The 18,132-nt window shown below is 44.6% G+C and carries 12 protein-coding genes and 1 pseudogene; 2 read left to right on the forward strand and 11 right to left on the reverse strand.

The annotated features are described in order from the left end of the window. The first annotated feature begins 364 nt into the window (after positions 1-364). Together WFI24_RS02130 and WFI24_RS02135 are read left to right on the forward strand one after the other, a co-directional pair. A complete protein-coding gene (locus WFI24_RS02130; protein WP_336758383.1) occupies positions 365-1,012 on the forward strand; it encodes a hypothetical protein in 648 nt (215 codons plus the stop codon). Further along, entirely contained in the window at positions 1,012-1,302 is a 291-nt protein-coding gene (locus WFI24_RS02135; RefSeq protein ID WP_336758385.1) for a hypothetical protein, read from the forward strand. Before WFI24_RS02130 ends, WFI24_RS02135 begins: the two co-directional genes overlap by 1 nt. A 27-nt stretch (positions 1,303-1,329) precedes the next feature. Here the strand turns inward: WFI24_RS02135 and WFI24_RS02140 are convergent, their stop codons facing one another. The 11 genes and pseudogenes from WFI24_RS02140 to WFI24_RS02190 all read right to left on the reverse strand — a co-directional run bounded on the left by WFI24_RS02140 (position 1,330) and on the right by WFI24_RS02190 (position 18,123). Then, positions 1,330-1,698, reverse strand: coding sequence for an RDD family protein (locus tag WFI24_RS02140; RefSeq protein ID WP_336758387.1), 369 nt, complete (start codon positions 1,696-1,698; stop codon positions 1,330-1,332). 311 nt (positions 1,699-2,009) lie between these two features. Then, a complete protein-coding gene (locus WFI24_RS02145; protein ID WP_336758388.1) occupies positions 2,010-2,207 on the reverse strand; it encodes a hypothetical protein in 198 nt (65 codons plus the stop codon). A 389-nt stretch (positions 2,208-2,596) separates the two neighbouring features. Continuing rightward, on the reverse strand, positions 2,597-3,559 hold the full coding sequence (locus WFI24_RS02150; RefSeq protein ID WP_336758389.1) for an ABC transporter substrate-binding protein: 963 nt from the start codon (positions 3,557-3,559) through the stop codon (positions 2,597-2,599). A 92-nt stretch (positions 3,560-3,651) separates the two neighbouring features. Beyond that, positions 3,652-5,400, reverse strand: a complete 1,749-nt coding sequence (locus tag WFI24_RS02155) for an ABC transporter ATP-binding protein (RefSeq protein WP_336758390.1) — start codon at positions 5,398-5,400, stop codon at positions 3,652-3,654. Next, positions 5,397-7,197 (reverse strand): annotated as a pseudogene (locus WFI24_RS02160) (ABC transporter ATP-binding protein). The gene WFI24_RS02155 and the pseudogene WFI24_RS02160 overlap by 4 nt, the downstream one beginning before the upstream one ends. Positions 7,198-7,621: 424 nt before the next feature. Next, positions 7,622-10,129 carry a WG repeat-containing protein gene (locus WFI24_RS02165; RefSeq protein WP_336758392.1) on the reverse strand — a complete coding sequence of 836 codons (2,508 nt, stop codon included), beginning with the start codon at positions 10,127-10,129 and terminating at the stop codon, positions 7,622-7,624. A 134-nt stretch (positions 10,130-10,263) separates the two neighbouring features. Further along, entirely contained in the window at positions 10,264-11,679 is a 1,416-nt protein-coding gene (locus WFI24_RS02170; RefSeq protein ID WP_336758393.1) for a hypothetical protein, read from the reverse strand. A gap of 13 nt (positions 11,680-11,692) precedes the next feature. Next, positions 11,693-12,235 (reverse strand): sigma-70 family RNA polymerase sigma factor, encoded by a 543-nt coding sequence (locus WFI24_RS02175; RefSeq protein ID WP_336758395.1) that lies wholly within the window; start codon positions 12,233-12,235, stop codon positions 11,693-11,695. A gap of 225 nt (positions 12,236-12,460) precedes the next feature. Further along, complete coding sequence (locus tag WFI24_RS02180; RefSeq protein WP_336758396.1) at positions 12,461-12,739, reverse strand: hypothetical protein; 279 nt, start codon at positions 12,737-12,739, stop codon at positions 12,461-12,463. After that, positions 12,726-14,558, reverse strand: coding sequence for a hypothetical protein (locus tag WFI24_RS02185; RefSeq protein WP_336758397.1), 1,833 nt, complete (start codon positions 14,556-14,558; stop codon positions 12,726-12,728). The genes WFI24_RS02180 and WFI24_RS02185 overlap by 14 nt, the downstream gene beginning before the upstream one ends. 4 nt (positions 14,559-14,562) lie before the next feature. Then, positions 14,563-18,123 (reverse strand): DUF4132 domain-containing protein, encoded by a 3,561-nt coding sequence (locus tag WFI24_RS02190; RefSeq protein ID WP_336758398.1) that lies wholly within the window; start codon positions 18,121-18,123, stop codon positions 14,563-14,565. Positions 18,124-18,132 lie beyond the last annotated feature (9 nt).

An 18,132-nucleotide genomic window follows, 5' to 3' on the forward strand; every position in this document is an offset into this window, starting at 1 on the left:
TCTCGGTAAGTGATGTTCTACAAAAGAAACAAAGGTTTTGGATTCCCACACTAATTTAATTTTGAACGATGATGACGGGAACTCACTTTTCCCGTCTACTCTTTTCCAGAGTTTTCAATATCCTAGCTGCTTTATCACATGGTTTGAAACATTTATCTCCTCATGGATATTCACCATTAACTTTAGTGATTATTTCCTTGTCGTGCTAATTATTGCGGTTAACAAGGTTAAAAATACATACATTAAGATGGTTTTAATCTTCGTATAAAATCATTCCTTTTATTCCATTTTTATTTATGATACCTTTATTCCTGTTGTTTTTAGGGTTGCAGTCCTAAAGACACAAAGAATTAGGAGGGTTTTAATGAACAAAAAGAGAGCAACTTTAACTGCAGGAGGATTTTTAGGTATTGCTGTTGTGACAAGCGTTGCCTTAATGTTTGGCAGTGGCGCATCTACTCCAGATACATTTGATGCATCTAGTACACTAAAGCTTAATATGAAGAAAAACTACAATGCTACAAAGGTACCACCTGGTTTTGATCACGCAAACAATGCTGCAACTGCCAAAAGATTGGGCATAGAGGGTAACGAAACCGCTAAACTCGCTAGAAATAGCAATAATAGTAGTTCTCTAACTATTAATCAAGAGATTAAGAAAGAAGGAGATTATTACGTCGGAGAAGGAGGGACTGGGGAACTTATTATTGAAGGGAAGAAACATTATTTCATAATTAATAGTTCTAACATTTCTCATGCTGAACTGAAAAATGGTCAAAATCTGTTAACAGGTAGTCTTGAAACTGAAATAACGGATACAAATGGGAAAAAAGTTCCTACTACAATTAGTTTTACAAGCATCGTCGAAACTGGAGATCAATTCTTTTATGTAGCTATGGGAACTCTTGAGGAAGGCCCCGTTGTACTATCTTTTGGTGATGACAGTTTTGGTACAGAAGAAATTTATAACATTGTTCGTGGGATAGGTAACGTCGAGGAGGAAGAGCTTTAATGTCTAAATATAAGGTTTTGAACAAGAGTATCATCTCACTAATAGTTGCGTCTATAACGATAGTACTAACCTTTTCACCTAACGCACACGCTAACCCCCAATTACATCACAAAGGGAATGAATACAGTTCTTATATTGGAGGTAGTACTCAAGCAGTTAATGGTTGGAGTACAGTAGTTCTCTCAACTTCGACATTAATGGATGAAAACAAAAGACTTGGAAGAACTTATGTTCAAGCATGGGCCAGACTTGATACGATAAAAGCGCTCCGACAAAAATTTGGAAGTTAATTGATCCACCAATGCTTAAAATGGTGCTTAATTTTCCAAACTACATATGTACAAAATACGAGTTTTGTGAAACAGTATCACAATAATTCCGATACCCAAAGTTAACACATACACAAGTCCAGCCACAACAACTCGCATCAGCATCGTACCAATTTTTGGCGGTTCGTGTGTATCGTATTGGCGGATTCGAATTCCACATATACGTTTTCCGATGGTTCGACCATACCAGTAAACTGGTAATAAAATTGAGTATAACGCACTAAGTAGTTTGGCAATCGGCTCATCCGCATCAAAGTTACCCGTCAACACACCTGCAATAATTACTAATGGAATTGAAATAATAAGACTATCCAACACACTTGCTGCTAATCTAATCCAAAAACCTGCTTTATACAAAATGCTTTCCTCCAAACTACAATTTTAAACTAAACGCCTAAATTACTTCATGAACTCCCTTCATAAAATATCTAACTTTATGTATACAACTCAGATAGTATAACAGAAAATTTCAACCTATTTAATTTACGATATAACTCCTTTTCACTCGCACCCTTTGTGAATTTTATAACAAACTCTCGAATTATCTTAACCGTTGTTGTTCATGTTTACCTACATACTCTACTTAATCCCTTTTTATTAATTTGGCTTCTGCCTCAATCATTCAACACAATAATAATTATGTAAACAAAAAGGCTACTCAACTTTTGTTAAGTAACCTTCTGTTCATTCTGCATCTGCCCTCTTCGCCACACCTTATTATCCACGACGGCATAGACTAAACCGGCGACTGCAAAGATCCAGACGGAAGTCATTCGGTTAAGATGATATCCATTTACGAAATATGGACTGTACATGAGATCAAAAACCCACAGCCCTCCCCATCCAAAACCGCTTGCATAGATCATAATTCTCACCATAGGAAAGCATACATATTTCCGCAAAAGCCATGAGATCGGGCTTAGAATAACAACATAAAAAGCGAGTAAATAGTGACCGAATCCCAGGATGAGCGACAATATATATATCAGCCCCCCCGCATTACGTAAACCATAATACTCTGTCGTTGTAATATAGTATCCTTCAATCCTTTCGAGAATGAGGAATGCCGTTACACCTTATTCCGATAAACACAAGTCCTAATACCATGTACCGTTGAACCGCGTTCACCAACATTAGATCACCCCAATGTCTAAACGCAGCCAGAACCGCTTAAGTTACATGATTTCGAACAATTACACATAGCCGGCCTTTAACGTTCTGTTAGCGGTAATTTATAGTGAACGCTCTAATCCAACTACTTTTGTCCTTCCAAAATCATCGTACCCAGCCGGTCCATAAGCTCCATTCTTCCCATGGCTGTGTAGGAATAATTGTAGTTATCGACATTGGAAACTTTGTAGATCTTGCCATTCTTCACGGCGTTCATGTTATCCCACACCTTGCTGTCTACCATCTTATTCTCACTATTCTCCATCAACAGCAGACGATCCGGATTAACGGTAACTAGAGCCTCCAAGGCGATCTCTTTGCCTCCCCAGCCCTCTGGATCAGGGATACCTTCTGTGCGCTTCAGACCCCATTCACCGTACAACATCTCGGCTGCACCTTTATTCGAATAGATGACCAGATTGTTTGGATATGTTTCGATCACGGCAAATGATTCACCATTCACAGCCGAAGTCAGTTTTTGTTTCCACTCTGCAGATTTCGCATCATATTGGGCCAAGTAGTCATCTTTCTTGCTTTCTTCTTCAAACGTATCTGCCAGGAATGTCAATCTTTCTCTCCAATCATAGTATGAGTAAGGCAATGCAATCGTAGGCGCAATTTTGGATAAGGTTTCATACTGATCCGTGTTAAAATCCTTACCCAGAATAATCAGGTCCGGATTAGCACCCGCTATAGCTTCAATGCTGAACGGGAAACCATACCAGCCCAAATTAACGGTATCTGTACTCAGTTGATCCTTAATGGTTGGCGTGATCTCCTCCGGATTACCATAGTCAGCGCTCATCGTCGCTACAGGCGTTTTGCCAAGGATCAGTAGCTCTTCTGTCGAGCCGGATAGATCGACAATGCGCTCCGGGCTCAAGGGAATTGTAATCTCTTCTCCATTTGGATTGGTAATCACTTTGGTCGTTGCTTTCACCGCTCCCTCGGAGGGGATGTTCACTTCGCTGGTTGTCTGGATTGTTCCACAGGCCGCCAAGGTGAGCATACAGCATAATGCAATCCATACAGGAATTCGTTTAAACATGGTTGTCATTCTCCTTTTATATCAGTTCATTTAGCCACATTAGATTTATTTACTTCTGTTACTTCAGTTCTTTATCTATCTCATCGGCCACATTATCCGTTCACTTTTACCTGCCAGCCTTCCGCATCCTGTTGTAATTGCCACAGACGAGCGTAGATGCCCGAGTAACCTAGCAATTGCGCATGCGTTCCCTGTTCTACGAGCTGACCTTGGTCCAATACAATAATCTGATCGGCATTTTGAATGGTTTTTAACCGGTGTGCAATCAAAATGACCGTCTTGTCGGCCACAAGCTCATTAATCGCTTGCTGCACCGCGGCTTCGTTCTCCGGATCAAGTGAAGCGGTGGCTTCGTCAAGCAATACGATCGATGCATTTTTTAACAAGGCACGTGCAATGGAAATACGCTGTTTCTCCCCACCAGATAACGTCGATCCACCCTCGCCAACAAGCGTATCGTATCCCTGCGGCAGACTGGAGATAAACGCATGACAACAAGCTCTCCGTGCTGCCTCCTCAATCTCGAATTGCGTAGCGTCTTTCTTTCCTACACGAATATTGTTGCCGATTGTATCCTGGAACAGATACACGTCCTGGAAGACCACAGAGATATCCTGCAACAGCTTCTCGGGGTCCATCTGATCAACGGGTCTGCCGCCAATGCGAATGGTTCCTTGCTGTACATCCCAGAAGCGGGCAATGAGACGTGTGACTGTACTCTTACCACTACCGGATGGGCCAACTAGAGCAGTAATGGTATGCGGTTCAATCGTAAACGACAAGTCTTTCAACACCGGCTGCTGGTCATCATATCCAAAGGTCACCTGACCGAACGAAATGGCCTGATTAGGCTCTATATCTCCCTTTCCTGCCATCGGAGCTTCCTGCTGCACATCCATAATGCGCCTTGCGCTATATGCGGAGTACCGCATCTCCCCATAACTCATCAGTACAACCGTTAACGGTTCAAATACCTTCGTGCCCACCAGCAAAAACAACAAAAATACCGGTAAGGACAACTCACCGCCTGCAAGCAAATAACTGCCCACTAGAACCATCCATGTCATCCCTGATCTTGCGAGCAACATCGCCCCCATGATCATCGGTCCCATGATGCCTTCCAACCGAATGGAAGCTGATTTCAATTCGTCAAAAGAACGACGCAGCCGTTCAAAACGTTTGCCCCCCATATTGTGGGCCTTAATCTCACGAATACCGCTCAGGTATTCCTGCAGCCGACTGGCGGCTTCGTTTTTGGCTCGAACATGGTTCTCACTCAGTCGTGCCTGAACGGAATCCGTAAGCCATAACAGACCCACACCTAAGGGAACCGCAATAAACATAGCTACGGCCATTCTCCAATCCACTAACAGAAGTCCGACAAAAGCAAGCACCGGAAGCACAATCGCGCTGATTAGCTGTGACAGATTGTGAGAGATCGTGTGCTCAACCTGGCCATAATCACTTAGAATCAGATTCGTCAGATCCCCAGGATCACGTTTTCCGAAAAAACCTAGCGACAGATGGCGAATATGTTCCGCCAATTTCAACCGTCCTGAGGCCGCAAGGCTGTATGCTGCCCGATAGGTCTTGTCATAGAGTGAAGCGTAAGCCGCATATTCCACCAGAAGCCAGGCAAACAGGATGCAGCAGACCATCCACATACGATTAATATCCAGTCCTTTGTCCGGTTCAGCAAAAGACATATAGATCGTATTGAATATGTCCACAAGCAGCGCCGCAGGAACAATCTTCGCAATTCCGTCCAGAATCGCTGCCATCACTGAAGGAAGCAGACTACGAGGATTACCGCCAGATATATTGTATAAATAATTCCTCATCGCACTGCACCTCCAAGCTTCCAGGAAGCTGCACTGATATGAGCTTGCCACATGTGCTCATATACTCCGCCCAATGCACGCAATTGATCATGTGTCCCACGTTCGGCAATCGTCCCTTGCCGGATCACCAGAATCTGCTCTGCTGCACGAATCGTTGTTAGACGATGAGCAATGATCAGTACCGTTTTGCCTTGAACCAATTGGGCCAATCCTTGCTGGATCTTGTGCTCATTCTCTGCATCCGCGTAAGCTGTCGCCTCATCCAGGACCAGAATGGGAGCATTTTTGAGCAACGCCCGTGCAATTGCGATTCGCTGTGCTTCACCGCCGGACAGGTACGTGCCGCCTTCTCCGATTTTGGTGTCATAACCGGCATCCATTTTCTCTATAAACTCATGACAACAGGCAGTTCGCGCCGCAGCTATAACGTCCTGTCGTGAAGCCGATGTATTGCCCATCCGAATATTTTCTTCAATCGTATCGTAGAACAGATGTACATCCTGGAATACAAAGGACACCGTATCCATCAGCTTCTCCGTCCCCATCTCCTGAATCGGAACCCCGCCAATCGTAATCTCACCTTCTTGCACATCCCAGAAACGAAGCAATAGATTCGCAATGGTCGACTTTCCTCCACCAGAAGGTCCGACAAGTGCGGTCATCTCTCCTGCTTTGGCTACAAAATCAATCTGTTCAAGTACGGGTTTATACGCTTCGCTCTCCTTGTGTTCATAAGCAAAAGATACCTGACGAAAAGCAACCTCATATGTATCGGGAACTTTGGGCAACTCAGGTTCATGAACAACTGGCTCGGCAAACACCGATTCAATCCGTTTCTGTCCTTCCACAATCTCTCGCATCCCACTACCCAGATACATTAACTTCAATAAGGGAGCAGATAGACTCGGGGTAATGATCAGAAACAGAATAAACGTGATGGCAAACGACTGATTGCCCGCATTTCCACTCGACAGCAGAATACCCACCGGAACAATGAAAGTGAATAACGAGATCATGATCACAAAAAAACAGCCCGTAAGATGTTTTACACAAATCTGTTATTCTCAATGAAATATCCCGATAACGCGTCACCGCCTGTTTGAACGTCAGAAACGAATCGGCTGTAATCCCAAATACTTTCACCGCAGGCATACCTCTCACGTATTCAACACCCGTTGCATTCATCTCTTCAATGGCTAGCTGAAAATCACGATAAGCCTGTCGGCCTCGTTCGTTGCGGAAGAGACGACTTTGCAGCCAGAACCCGATCCCAATCGGAACGAGCAACGTCAGCGCCATGCGATAATCGACCCAGAACAGATATCCCAGCAGCATCAGCGGAATGACGATCGCACTCACCAGATCCGGCAACTGATGGGCGATAAACTTCTCAAATTTCTCCACACTGACTTCGATGATCTTCTTCAGCTCACCGGTTGCCGTCCGAGTGTGATAGCCCATGGGTACTTTGGCAACATGTTCAGCAAGTCTCACTCTGAGCTGATACAAAATGTTGAACGCAGCGATGTGTGAGCACATCCCCCCGATGTAGAGCGCAATTAACCCTGCGATCAGGGCTGCGAACGCGACGATCCCCCAATAGATCAACAGATCTCTGTCCATGGTAGAGGGTTGCCCCGCATGAGTTAGCAGTTCCTCGACGATCTTGTACACCCCGATAAAAGGAACAATCTGCAACAGACTCGACAGGGTCGAGAAGATACTTGCTATAATCAGCAGACCTTTGCGCTCCTTCGTTACTTGCATTAGTCCGGACACTTCAGACGTGTTGTTCATCTCACCCCTCCTGATATTAATAATCATTCTCAATATAGCGCAGTGCTATATACGCACATTAATATCTCATAGAGCCCTGAATGATCACTACCTCTTCACGGAGCAATAATACCTCTTCCCGGATTATTGTTGTCTCACAGCTTCTTATAAGCCATATTGGACATATGACCTCGTCGCTTAACTTGAGAATGACTGGTGAAGTATTTACATTCTCGCCAAGCAAAAGAAGTGTTGTTGGAGAAAGTTTTCGTTTTTTACTTGTATAGATAAATATGACTTCTTTGATCTGTAACCCTCGTAATATTTCCCATTTAGTATGGATAAATATTACGAGGGTTACTTACATCATTAAACTGTCGCCTATTGAATCCAAAAGGAAGCCATATTGGATATATGGCTTCATCGCTTAACTGTGAATGGGCACTCAACTATGAAAAGCTTTCCAGAACGAACCTTCTGTATTAATGATGTCCTTGATCTGCACAAAAGGAATCGTAAACGTTGGAAACCCTGCCGCATAGGGCGCGATATCATATGGATTGAAGTAGAGATGCAGAGCATCCGCTGTAACAAAAAACGGCTGATCTGCACTAATCCCCTTATAAGTGTCCGGAAACACATACGAGTATTGAGGATCATTTTTAATCTGATCTCCTACAATCTGGCTTAACACTTTTACATAGTCACTATTCGGCTTAAATAGATCCTTCAACTCATACAACTGACCATTCGTCAGATTAATGATCGCATAGATCATCGTAGGCATACCATGCGCTGCACCCGCCGGGTAGTTATAACCTGTAAGTTGAAGTTGCAGCAGTTGCTGCCGATAAAACGTAATATCAAAATCCCCTGTATACGTGTAATCCAGCTGCTGATCGGCAGGAATCGGCTTCACCTGCGAGAGTTGCTTCAATTTGGCGTTTAGCGCAAGCTGCTCCGCTTGGTTCGTCAATCCCTCCACCTGCGGATAATATACGAGGTAATCCCTGTTCGGTTTGTACTTCTCTTCGCGTACACGGTACGGCGGATGAAGCGGAACGATCGTATTTTGCCGCCAGATGATCTGTCCAGCCCGATTCACATACGATAAGCGCTGGTCTACATACGCCTTAATCAGATTTGGTGCCACGACTTCTAGCGTACCCGAACCTTCTACATGAGGATACCCGGAAGCAGGTCTTCCACTCAGATCCAGCAGATACGTCTGTCTTCCATCTGATGCGGACGCGAGACCATTCTTGTAATTGCCAACATCACGATATACGAACTCAGTAAGTCTTCGACCACTAGTGTCAGCAATCGCGTAGACAGAGCCAATATAAGGCTGCTCCGGATTAATTGCTTGCCCCAGCGCATAACGTTGCTCTCCTAGTTCGCGAATGTCATTGTAGGCGGGTTGAATGATGAATGAACCCTGCGTATTAATGACGCCGTAGATGGACTTGTAATCCTCCGCTGTATTGACAATCGCTTGCCCGTCGTTAAAAGGAAATGCCGATGAAAACTTGGGCTGAATGCGAATATTCCCCCGCTCGTCGATATACCCATATTTGCCCGAGGCCTCTTTTTGAAATGCGAGCAGTCCATCGCCAAGCGGCCCCACATAGGCATATGGATATGTCGCAATCCGCTGCCCGTTCCGATTGATGAGCGCGTATTCATTATCCTTGATCTGCACAACCGCCTTGCCATCTTGAAAATCGTTCGCTGACGCAAACTGCGCCGGAATCACCTCATTGCCTGAGGCATCCAGATAACCATACAGACTCACCGAACCATCTGCCTGACCAGGATTAGAATCGTAAAATAACGCTCGGCCGTCGTTCATATTCGAGATATACGGGTACGCCCGCTTGGTCAGGACCGTACCTTGTTCATTAATCATCTTAAATCCTTGAGCATCGATCACCATCGCCCGTTCTTCGGAAAAGGGGTTGATGGAATCGTATACAGGTTGAACCACATATTGACCATTCAAATTAATAGCACCGGCACGACCATCCTTGACCACAACAGCCAATCCATTGGGCTGAAACTCATGGGCGTCATCCAGCACTGGTTCAAGCCGAACATGTCCCTGTGCATCCATATAACCCCAGCGGGTGCCGCTTGTTGTTCGAACGGAGATCGGATATAACCATGTCGCTACCCGAGCATGGCTTATCGGGACCATCGCCTGCTTGATTTTCTTCTCCAACTCAAGGAGTACCTCTCTGGAAGGATAAGCTTCCGGGAAGCTGAGTGCTTTTTGAACTGAAGCGAGTGCTGCCGGATACTGACCCGCATGATACTGAGCATCCGCAAGGTAATACCAGTAAAAGATATAATCAGGATAATGCTGAGTTAGTTGTTCATAATATTGCACCACTTTCGGATAATAGGCTGCATATACGTCCGATGCAGGAACCCATTTCCCATTTTGCCATCGGATAATCTCCACGCGATAGGCTTCCCCTGTATCGTGAATCCACAGGGCAATTTCCACCTTGCCATCTCGGCCATGCGGACCGGGCATATCTATAATCTCTGCATAGCTATAGTATTGATCGTCAGGCGCCAGATCTTTGAGTCCAGATTCAGTCCACTCATATACGGCAAGCTTAGACCAGATCGCACCAATCCGCCACCCGATGATGAGATTATTCCTTGCCGTTGAAGTTACTGGGGCTGCGGTCATTAGAGTCACCCCGTACCCCAATCCCTTAATTAGAGCCATTTTGATCCAGTGTCCTTGATAAAATTTTAGAATAAGCAAGTATAGCTCACCATTCAACTGGTAGACTGTAGCAATCTCCGGCAAACCATCCCCGGTAAGGTCTGCCGCGTAGATCGCTGGATGTTTGACAGGTTTATCAATAGTGACGACCGTTGCACCAGCCGGAATATGTTGATTCACAATTTGTGTTAATAGCGGTTCGCTCATGGACATCTTAGTTTCCTCCCTTATGACCGCATTCGCCTAATGGTATGCGTCATAAATCGGGATATGACATGTAATTCATTTCTAGGTCTTTCATCATCGTTTGCATAGAAGGTTAGCAGTTAACTGTTTCACTTTTTATATTATTTATCCTGCAAAATTACTTTCTGCCCATTCAGTAGCAGGTAACTCACATCGTTCACCGGAATGGTTGTAGGGGATATCCACTTGATGACATCCTGTTCCAGTTGGAGGAAACCTGATGCAGCATTTAATGAAGTACCATCCTTCATATGCACTTCAATACTCAGATCCTCCATCCGAATCTTGCTCAGTGCCTCACCTGTAAGGGTAACGCCAACGGCAGACACAGTAACATTTACCTGTAAGCCCCCATATGCATTGAGGCGAGTGTTTCCCACTTTACTTAAAGCATGTTGACTCAAGTTAAAGGTCGTTTTCCATTTCCCTTGAACAACTTCACTAATACTCGTAAAACTGCCTTGAAGTCTCAGCTTATCTAAATCGTCAACAGCAGACAGATCATACACAAACTCCTCATAATCTCCCCCATACCCGACCCCATCTTTCATATAATGTCCATAGCTAACGGAATATTCAGGTATATCGAGCTTTTGACCTTGCTCATCCGTGAAGTAGAAATATCCATGATTATACTCGCCTATCTCATTATCCGGATTAATCTGAATGTGTAACTTGCCCTCCACAAAACCTATATTAGAAATATGCATCCAATCAATACCCTCAACGGCGACATTCGTTACATCTTGATGCAGTACCGGAATTGGATCATTTTCCAATTGAAAATCGGTTTTACCTCCCAAGCCACTTATACGATCTCGATCCAGAAGATCATAGCTATTGTTTTTTTTGTCTTGTAGCAGCTGCTCCCAGTCCACTTGTACGTTGTAACCATCTTGTCGAGATGCACCCGACATCAGCGTATTAATCTGAACGGTAATTCGATTTTTGCTGACTTTTCCTTGAATGAGGAATCGGACAATAGCCGTTTTATTAGCTTCATCATAATGAATAATCTGAGCGTTGTTTGCATTACCTCCGGTGACCCTGTAATCATATACATCCAGCGTCTCGTCAATACGTTGACCCGTCAGATCTGACAAAGAAACATAGATTTCCGTTGTATCTCCGTCCCTGACAGCACCGATAACCTCCATTCGAATCCCTTGATCTTCACTCACCTGATGAACAGGCTGAAGAATGCCAATCCGATCTGCACCTAGAAAATGAAGAATAGAAGGCAGGTCAATGATGCCCACCGATGCAACTGCACCTGTAACAAGACATAACGATAACGCAGCGGTTACAGGAATATAGATGGCTTTGCGATACTTTCTTCCCCTATTCATGGACTTCTTGGTCTGTGCGGATGGATATAATACAGGTGGATAAAATGATGAATCTGATCTCGTTGATCTCGTAATGGTCGTTGGTTCATTCATCGCCAATTTATCATAGAACAACTTTTTAATATTAAAGAGGTTCTGCTCAGTAAATTCTTTTTCGGATTTCCGCATTGGATCGCCTCCTTTATTTCCTGTTCATCCACCATGTCCTCAATCGTTGCCTGGAGCGATAAAGCTTGTTATGGACTTGTCTAACGTGAAGGGACAATGCTTCCGATATCTCATGAGGTCTCTGTCCTTCATAGAATCGACGTTTCATAATCTCACGTTCCGGTTCGGGAAAAGATTCAATCATTTCATTAAGTTCCGTATACGTCTCCTTACTGACCACCTGAACCAACAAATCTTCCGTTTGCACCGAATGAATCTCCTCTTCATATGTAATCTCAGATCTTCGATTGAGTTTCCGGTAGCGATCAATTGCTTTATGTTTTGTGATGGTCGCGAGATAATTTTTCAAGCTACTTCGCCCGGATTGAAACCCATCCGGATTCTGCCAAAAAGCAATAAATGTATCTGCTACGCATTCTTCAATTTCTTCTGTCGATGCATGATACAGGATGGACTGAGCAATCTTCCATAACAAACCTGCATAGTGGTTCATCACCCATTCCATGGCCTCAGGATCACGATTCGCTACTGCCCTCCGTATTTGTTCTTCTTCCACGATGACATGCCCCCTCCCTTCCATGCTAGATATGATCACGAATGCTCGTGTTGTTCAGCGCTTCCTACCTATATTCGTTGAGAAAATGACCTTTACTTACTCCACGATAAAAAAAGATTTGCAGTGGCCTTGTGGCCTTCTGCAAATCTTCTTATATTTTATATACATCTTATCTGATAAATCTTATTGCTCTCATATACAGATGGGTTCTTCCACTAACCCATGCTATGCCTCTTCTTGTACACTGAGCTGTACATATTGGATGAGACGACAATACTGAAATAACAACAGTTCTTCATCACCTTGACCAAGAGCCACGCTACGCCCTTCCTCGATAACGTGATTCAGCAATTCATGAAGGAAGCTCATCTGCAAACGTAAGGATTCCGCTGCGAGCTGCTCAAGTAACTCAATATCTCGGACCGTAAACTGGGATAACCCGCGCAGCAATAATTCTTCTGACCAGGCGTTGATCTTCTGCATGAACTGATCATATTCTTCCAAGTCTACCCATCCTTCCATTGCCGATATCCAGTTTCAGACTGAGCATCGTTTGACTCTTCAGGAAACTAATCGGGCAGACCCGTTTGGGTTCCACACGAACAAAGGCATAAAAGTGTTCAAGCGATTGGGAACCATATCCTGACTCCAGTCTTTGGATCATCGTCGGCCAGTCCGTTGAATACGGGAGAGTAAGTGCCAATCGTTCTCCGTTAGAATTCTCGACTGTCAGGACAAGATCCTGCGTTTGTTTGACAAAACGATGATCCACGATTCGAGCAACTTTGATCATGGCCAGTCGTTCTTTAGGAGCAGCAAACAAGTCAAACGAACGTGATTCCTCACGAAGTATAGACGAGACATCTTGCATGTATTTGCCCATATTCAACGTTTCTACACCCGTTCGTGCCAATATCTCAAGCTTTGCACCTTCTCCGGAAGATATCCGTCGTTCTTCATTCACTTTCACCGAATGGAATTGAACTTCTTCCCCTGCGAACTGGCGAAAGGTCAGATGTGGCAACCACGGTGTGAATGCACCATAATGTTCTGTATACGAGAACTGCTGATCGTCATAATACACAGCACGCACATCGCTATACGTGTAGATTTCCTCATCATCAAAACAATAGAAGTAATATGTGATTCCGCGGAACCCGGATCGTGTCTCCCACGCATCAGCCCCTAGTCCATATAGATGGAGTGAAGGGACAGCGAAATATTTACTGCGAAAACTGCCAATGAGCTGGCTCTGCTGAATGGCAGACACCTTTTTCTCTTCAAGAACCTGGAGCGCAAGATACAGCTTACTCACCCGACCCAGCATGGATTGCATGGAGAAACGTACATGTCTGTTAAAAAATAACTGTAGTTCTCCTTGAATCCCTCGTAAATTGCGTTCTATATCCGGCAGATTACCACTATGAGCTGCGATTGCCAAAGTCTCCAGTTGTGCCATATAGGACTGAGGAATACGGGCCAGTCCCGTCTTCAACAATCCTGCCAGCATAACGCGACATTCCTGCACCGTGTGAAGAGAGAACTTGGCTTCGTACACCCGTCCACTTAATGCATCCATATCATCCAGGCCTTTTAGGTTCCGGTAACGTAACAAGGCTTCAAGCTTGGCCATTTTCCCAGCTGTCTGCTGCACCTTACAAAGTGCTTTTGCAAGGTTCGGTTCCTCCGTAAAAGACACTTCGATATTCTGATTGGTTAGATGCACCGTAAGAAGTGAATCTTCAATGATCTTAATTTCTTCTGGGTACCTAAATCGGAACACGACTTCCTCAACCATGGAAGAACTATACGATTTAAGTAACACTGTAAGGTCAGACTCCGTCATCCAGCGAAAACGAGACTCACTCTCACGAGACACTGAATGCGGATCTTCGCTTGGATCGTCCACGTTTGATACTAAGTTTGACACTGAGTCTGTTAAGGATACGTCTTTTGGTACGTCCAACGGATCAGTATCCGATATCCCTGAGTCCTTATCCAGCGCATGCTTCTCGTCCGCACTCATCGAATCCTCTGTTGAATGTTCCCGTTGATCGTATAGTATGGCAATCAGTACATGCTTGCAGATATGGTCTGACGGACAGGAACAATCCCAATGATCCAGCGTATTTTCGAGCGTACAGTGTGTCCCGTCACTGAGCTGGCAACTCACGGATGATTCGTTCCATGTGTACGTTACACTCACACCGTTGTCCAACTCTTTCAAAGACCTTTTGTACAACCCCTTGTTGGCATAACGAATCAGATAATCCTCTGTACACAGCTTCGAAAAACTTCGGAATTTCTCCTTAAATCCACTCACTTCATCAACGCCCCGTTGCTCTTAGAATGTCATAGATCGTTTCACTGAACACCCGGCCTGGAACGTTGCCCAGAGCAATGGATTTGTTGTCACCATAGTAATAATATTGCTTGTTACTTGGTTTGAAGAAATGCAGGGAGTCCAGTGTAATGTCATCCAATCCCTCGTAATACGTGATGCTCGTACCGCTGAATTGCAATTCTGCAACAAGATCTCCGTACTCTTTATAAAATTCATGATACCAGCCGCCATCTTGTGCCGGTCCTTTGATCCAACCGTATTTCTCCAGTGCTTTAGGGAATGCCGTTGGCGAGAAATCAGACTCGGGCAGACGATCATATTCGTTCTTCGTTTTATCTTCATCTTCAGGCTGATGAATCTCGCGATTCAGTTGTTCGAATGGCTGCTTGATCTCGTAATCCTCCAACTGCGTTGCCCAGCCTTCGAGTGTGGACTGATCCAGTTCCAGCGGGTGTACAAGTCCAACCTGCGTATCTGAAGGCAGATCAACCTCGTCTTCATCCACGGTATTGAATGTACCATCCTCCATATAACGGAACGTGCTGATCAGAACGCCATTCTCATACGTTCCCCAGATCAGACCGACAGCGAATTTTTGCATAATAACATTTTGTACAAACAGGGCTTTCCACTCATCGGCAGACCATAGACGTTGTTTGGACAATGACTCTTCCAGACGTTGTGCCTGAATGCTAACCATGGATTTGAGATCTTTTTTGAGTTGCGTGAAACGCGCCTTGGACTGGGCTGCCAATTCAGCATCATCTTTCTGTGCAGGAGCAGGCAGACTCTTCACGGATTTTCCCGTTTCTTCATTCAAGACAACGACTTGCAAGTCTCCATTCACCTTAATCAGGAAGGAACGCTCACCATAGCTAAGCTGCATGGTTCCTTTTTCATCAAAACCAAGCGTGGTGACCAGACGATCTTCCAGTTGTTCCGAGGTAAGTCCCATATTATCCGCGGCAAGCTGCAACGCTTCTTCTGCTGCACCTTTCACCTGGCGGTTCTTCACGCCACGTTTGATCTTGTCAATCGCCATAAGAGCGGATGGATCTTTCAGATAAGCCAGTACTTTCACAGCATCTGCTGCGATAGCCCCACGACTATTTTCCGTCCACTCCTTAATTTGCGGAGCCAATATATTAACAATCTGAATATCGCCAAAAAGTGCTGAAACATACATCACCCACTTTTCTTTCGCGGGGGCCCCTTCTTGAATCCATACCTGGAGCAGTTCACTTGCAAAACGAGCGAGCGAGGACTCACTTACGTAATCCCGTAATTCATTCAATCGTTCATTAGGACCAGAGGTATGATCCAACGATTGGACCAAAGCATACTGCTTAATCCGATCATCCAAAGGCTGATTGTCTTCAATACGTTTTAGGGAAGGAAGATCTTTCAAGGACAACCAGCTCAGTCTCGACAACTTTTTGGCATCTGCCTGATCAGCGAGTGCAGCGTGGGCATACTCCGGACTTAGATCTGCGGTATCCAGCAGAATTTGGATCAGACTCTTCCACTCGTCGGACTTCTCATCCTTCAAAAGATCACGGTACAGCTCCTTGCTGTTCTCAAGACTGCGGATAGCAGTCAGAGCCATCTCTTTGATACCCACCTTTTTCTCCGAGCGGTAGATAAGCGAGTATAACTCTTCATCAGGAATCCGGTTAAATTCAGCAAGCGCCACACCGTTGACCTTCTTCGACGAATCTTGCAATCCGGCACGAATCGCTTCAGATAACTGTTTTTTGGGTAGTTCCTGACGCTGCTCAAAGGTGATTTCCAATACGAGAACACGAGTGTCCGTTGGAAGTTTTTTATACTGTTTCAGCGCATATTCAAGATTCTGCTGAATGATACGGCGATACTCATCCTTGGGCATTGAATTGTATCTATAATCCGTCATGCCGTTTAGTGAGATGAGACTGGTCAACAGTTTCTCATGCTGTACCTCAGGATCTTGACCGTAACGTTGAAGAAGCTTTTCACCACTAAATGCATAGGATCGATACATGTCTGAGACGATATCCATGGTCCAGTCAGGATAAGTAGCCATAACGACGAACCGGCGCATTGCCTCTGATTCCTCAGGAAGGAAGCTGATGGCAATTAAACTCTGAATACGTTTTTTGTCACGATTCAGGTTATTGAAGAGACCGCGGCTGTTTGGATCGTTCCAGTATTCCTCCAACGAAGTTTTACCTTCCAGATACCGTGCGATAGCCAGACCACTGCGTCCACCATCCAATGGCTCTCTTAGTACAGCATAAACGGCTTCTTCAATCGTTCCTTCAGCTTCAGGAAGCTCGAGTTCACGATCCCCCATGATTTTGTGTATCATAAGCTTGAGATATGGGTTTTTGAGCAGCTTATATGCTCGTCTTGATCGATCAGGCTCACTTGCAACGGCTAACTGCAGGTTAGGCCACGATATAGTGTACATGTTAAGTTCGTAATTCAGTAGCTCGATCAACTGGTATGGTTCATCGATCGGAAGAAGACCCGTAAACAGGTTGTCTACATTCTTGGCTCTGGAGTCCAAACTCAGTAGGTACATGCGCACTTCGAAAGGATAGATTTCGTGCAATTGATGGATTACTTCCAGTAAAACTTGTCCCGTTTCCCCTTTGTTCTCAAGGAATCGTTCTTTGCCGCCATTGATATTAATCAAATATAATAACGAACTGCTTAGCAATATCATCGTTTGGTGAAACACATTTTGCGACAACTGATCCTTTTTATTTAATGATGTATTCGGATATTGCTCTGCAATCAGTTGATCCCGTTTTTGTTGAAGGAATTCCGGATCCAGATCACGGACAGATTGCATTGAACGGCTCTGGACAGAGCATACAACCAGTGGTTCTATAAGCTTATGTAACGTTGGACGAAGCTGTTCTGCATCGTCAACGAGTACAAGTTGAAGTACCTCGTGCAGGTTTTGACTGAGTAATTGTACTTGTTCAGCCTGTGGGTTCATGCCTTCCAATTTGGAATACAGGTTCAGAAGTAACAAAGCGTCAATAATTTCCCCCTGGTGGTTTCCATAACCATTTCCTTTTTTGGATTCAATAAAGGTCTTAACGAGACCTAGCCTGCTTTTTAATTCCTCCACGATTTCTTTCTCGCCGGCAAACTGACGAATTTTCTCCAAGCGGAACAGTAAACCGCCCATTCGATCCTGGCTTTTGCTCTTTCCGCTTAATCCGTAAACTGCTGATTCAGGTCCGATACAGATCGTGAAACCATCTGTTCTCCACGAATTACGTCTGGAATACTGAGATTCCAGATGAATGACGATAGCTCCTGCCCGGAAAAATATATCTCCATCATCTTTCTTAGCAAACTTCATAAGTGCTTCCGTCGTATAGTAGACATAATGAGTGGAATTACCCATCATTTCAGGAAACTTGTCCGTTGTTCCGAGGACATAATCAATGATTTCCTGACTCCGATCCGTTTTAAGCGAGTAATCGTTCGAACACATTTCAGCAAACTTCTCCACCAAAGTCTCTATTCCACGGTCTGCAGTAAGCATTACACATTC

The organism is Paenibacillus sp. USHLN196 (assembly GCF_037144955.1).
GTDB classification, from domain to species: domain Bacteria; phylum Bacillota; class Bacilli; order Paenibacillales; family Paenibacillaceae; genus Paenibacillus; species Paenibacillus xylanexedens_C.

Coding starts and splice junctions, on each gene's coding strand:
- WFI24_RS02155 (WP_336758390.1), bottom strand. CDS start 5,400: ATGAGGAATTATTTATACAATATATCTGGCGGTAATCCTCGTAGTCTG.
- WFI24_RS02145 (WP_336758388.1), bottom strand. CDS start 2,207: ATGATCTATGCAAGCGGTTTTGGATGGGGAGGGCTGTGGGTTTTTGAT.
- WFI24_RS02130 (WP_336758383.1), top strand. CDS start 365: ATGAACAAAAAGAGAGCAACTTTAACTGCAGGAGGATTTTTAGGTATT.
- WFI24_RS02170 (WP_336758393.1), bottom strand. CDS start 11,679: ATGCGGAAATCCGAAAAAGAATTTACTGAGCAGAACCTCTTTAATATT.
- WFI24_RS02190 (WP_336758398.1), bottom strand. CDS start 18,123: ATGCTTACTGCAGACCGTGGAATAGAGACTTTGGTGGAGAAGTTTGCT.
- WFI24_RS02135 (WP_336758385.1), top strand. CDS start 1,012: ATGTCTAAATATAAGGTTTTGAACAAGAGTATCATCTCACTAATAGTT.
- WFI24_RS02165 (WP_336758392.1), bottom strand. CDS start 10,129: ATGTCCATGAGCGAACCGCTATTAACACAAATTGTGAATCAACATATT.
- WFI24_RS02150 (WP_336758389.1), bottom strand. CDS start 3,559: ATGTTTAAACGAATTCCTGTATGGATTGCATTATGCTGTATGCTCACC.